Genomic DNA, 2519 nt, shown 5'->3' with positions numbered 1-2519 from the left:
AACATGAAGAATACCTCAGGCGCAGCGTGATCACGCTGCGCCTTTTCGCGTCCCGGCCCAGGCTGTAGACAGCCAGGAACCAGCCAGGGGATGCGTATGAAGGGCAGCGTCGCGATCATCGGCACCGGCTTCGTGGCCGATCTCTACATGCGCGGGTTGCAGACCTTCCCCGGCATCACCGTCGTCGCCGCCCATGACATCGACGCGGACCGGCTGCGCGCCTTCTGCGACCATTGGAAGGCGCCGCCGGCCGCCACGCTGGAAAACATCTTCGCGGCGAAGCCGGACCTCATCCTCAACCTGACCAACCCGCACGCGCATTACGCCGTCAGCCGCGCCTGCCTGGAGGCGGGCTTCCCCGTCTGGTCGGAAAAGCCGCTGGCGACGAAGCTCGAGGATGCCGAGGCGCTGCACGCCCTGGCCGCCGAGCGCGGCCTGCTGCTGGCCTCCGCCCCCTGCAGCCTGCTGGGCGAATCGGCGCAAGCCGCCTGGCTGGCGCTGCGCCGCGGCCTGATCGGCCCGCCCCGCCTGGCCTATGCCGAGCTGGATGACGGCTTCATCACCCAGGCCCCCTACCAGCACTGGATCAGCGAATCGGGCGCCCCCTGGCCGGCGCAGGACGAATTCGCCGTGGGCTGCACGCTGGAGCATGCCGGCTACTACCTGACCTGGCTGATGGCCATGTTCGGCCCGGTGCGCCAGGTCGCCGCCGCCTCGGCCCACACCGCCGGCGTGCCGCTGGCCGATGGAAGCCCGGCGGCGCCGGATTTCTCGGTGGCCACACTGTTCTTCGAGTCGGGGATGGTGGCGCGGCTGACCTGCAGCATCGTGGCGCGCCACGACCACGGCCTGCGCATCTTCGGCGATTCCGGCACGCTGGAGCTGGGGGAGTGCTGGGACAATGACGCGCCGGTGCGCATCCGCCGCCGCCTGCGCATCCGCCGGCGCCTGGTGGAGCTGCCCTTCACCAAGCGCTTCCGCATCCAGGGCCCGACCCATCCCAAGACCGGCAAGCGCGGCGCCGCCAGCATGAACTTCGCCCTCGGCCCGGCCGAGCTGCTCGCCGCCCTGGCCGAAGGGCGCAAGCCGGTGCTGGACGCCGATTTCGCCCTGCACCTGACCGAGGTGACGCTCGCCATCCAGGAGGCCGGCGACCAGGGCAGCGCCCGGCCCATCAGGAGCCGTTTCGCCCCCGTCCGCCCGATGCCCTGGGCCGCCGCATGAGCCCGCGCCCGCTCGGCTTCGGCCTCATCGGCACCGGGGCCATGGCGGCCCGCATGGCGGGCACGCTGCGCGGCCTGCCGGGGGTCAGCCTCGTCGGCGTCGCCTCCCACAGCGGCCGGGCGGAGGGCTTCGCGGCGCGGCACGGCATCGCCAGCGCGCATGCCGCCACCGAGTCGCTGCTCGCCCTGCCGGGGCTGGATGCCGTCTATGTCGGCAATGCCAATCGCGACCACGCCGCCGCCATCCTGGCCGCCGCCCGTGCCGGCAAGGCGGTGCTGTGCGAGAAGCCCTTCGCCCTCGGCCAGGCCGAGGGCGCGCAGGTGCTGGAGGCGGTGCAGCGCGCCGGCATCCTGTTCATGGAGGCGATCGCGCCGCCTTTCCTGCCGGCGCATCAGCGCCTGGCCGAGCGCGCCGCCGCGGCGGCGGGGCCATTCCAGCTCACCGCCAGCTTCGGCTACCCCGAGGAGCCGGCGCTGCGCCCCGGCCTGTTCGCCGCCGGCGCGCTGCGCGACCGCGGCATCTACCTGCTGGCCATGGCGCTGCGCCTCTGCGGCCCGGTGGAAAGCCTGCAAGCGGCGCTGCGCCGCGGCCCCGACGGCCAGGACCGCGAGGCGGCGCTGCTGCTGCGCCACGCGGATGGCTCGCTGTCGCAACTCACCGCCTCGCTCGACCGGCTGCTGCCGAACGAGGTGACGCTGGCCGCCCCCGGCGCGCTGTTCCGCCTGCCGGCCCCGATCATGCACCCCGAAGCGCTGCTGACCCTGCCGGCACCGCCGCCCGCCGTCCAGGGGGGCGAGGCGCCGGGGCAGGGGCTGAAGGAGAGGCTGCGCCGCTCCCCCCTGCTGCGCCGGCTGCGCGCCGCCCTGCCGCAGGGCGGGCGGGAGCACCTGCCCTGGGGCACCGATCCCTACGCCGCCGAGGCCGCGCATTTTTCCGGGTTGCTGCGCCAGGGGGCGGTGCGCAGTCCCATCCTGCCGCCCGAGCTGTCGCTCACCCTGCAGAAGCTGATGGATCAGGCGTTGGAGCAGGGCTGAAAAAGCCGCGACAAGCCGGCTTCGCGCGTGCAGCATGCTCCCGCCATGCCGCGTTTCACCGAAGCCGAGCTGATCGCCCTGGTCGCCGCCGCCCGCGCCTCCGCGCGCGGCGACCCTTTCGCCAACCCCGCGCTCTCCGTTGCCCTGGCGCTCAGCCGCAAGCTGGACGAGGGGGAGGCGAGCACGACCGAGCTGGCCGGGCTGCTGCGCCAGCTCGGCCGCGCCGCCTTCCAGGACCGGGCGCGGCGGCTGGCGCACGCG

General features: G+C 73.9%; 3 protein-coding genes. All 3 read left to right on the top strand.

Annotated elements, in window-relative coordinates; genetic code table 11:
• Positions 1-90 precede the first annotated feature (90 nt).
• A complete protein-coding gene (locus HMPREF0731_RS07430) occupies positions 91-1224 on the top strand; it encodes a Gfo/Idh/MocA family protein (protein WP_007003450.1) in 1134 nt (377 codons plus the stop codon).
• Positions 1221-2258: a Gfo/Idh/MocA family protein gene (locus HMPREF0731_RS07425; protein ID WP_007003449.1), complete on the top strand. Its 1038-nt coding sequence runs from the start codon at positions 1221-1223 to the stop codon at positions 2256-2258. The genes HMPREF0731_RS07430 and HMPREF0731_RS07425 overlap by 4 nt, the downstream gene beginning before the upstream one ends.
• Before the next feature lie 45 nt (positions 2259-2303).
• Positions 2304-2519: hypothetical protein (locus HMPREF0731_RS25110; RefSeq protein ID WP_007003448.1), on the top strand; the 216-nt coding region annotated here is incomplete at its 3' end.

The organism is Pseudoroseomonas cervicalis ATCC 49957 (genome assembly GCF_000164635.1).
Taxonomy (GTDB): Bacteria; Pseudomonadota; Alphaproteobacteria; order Acetobacterales; family Acetobacteraceae; genus Pseudoroseomonas; species Pseudoroseomonas cervicalis.
Note: the sequence above shows the minus strand (reverse complement) of the source record. Positions and strands in the feature narration are given on the sequence as shown.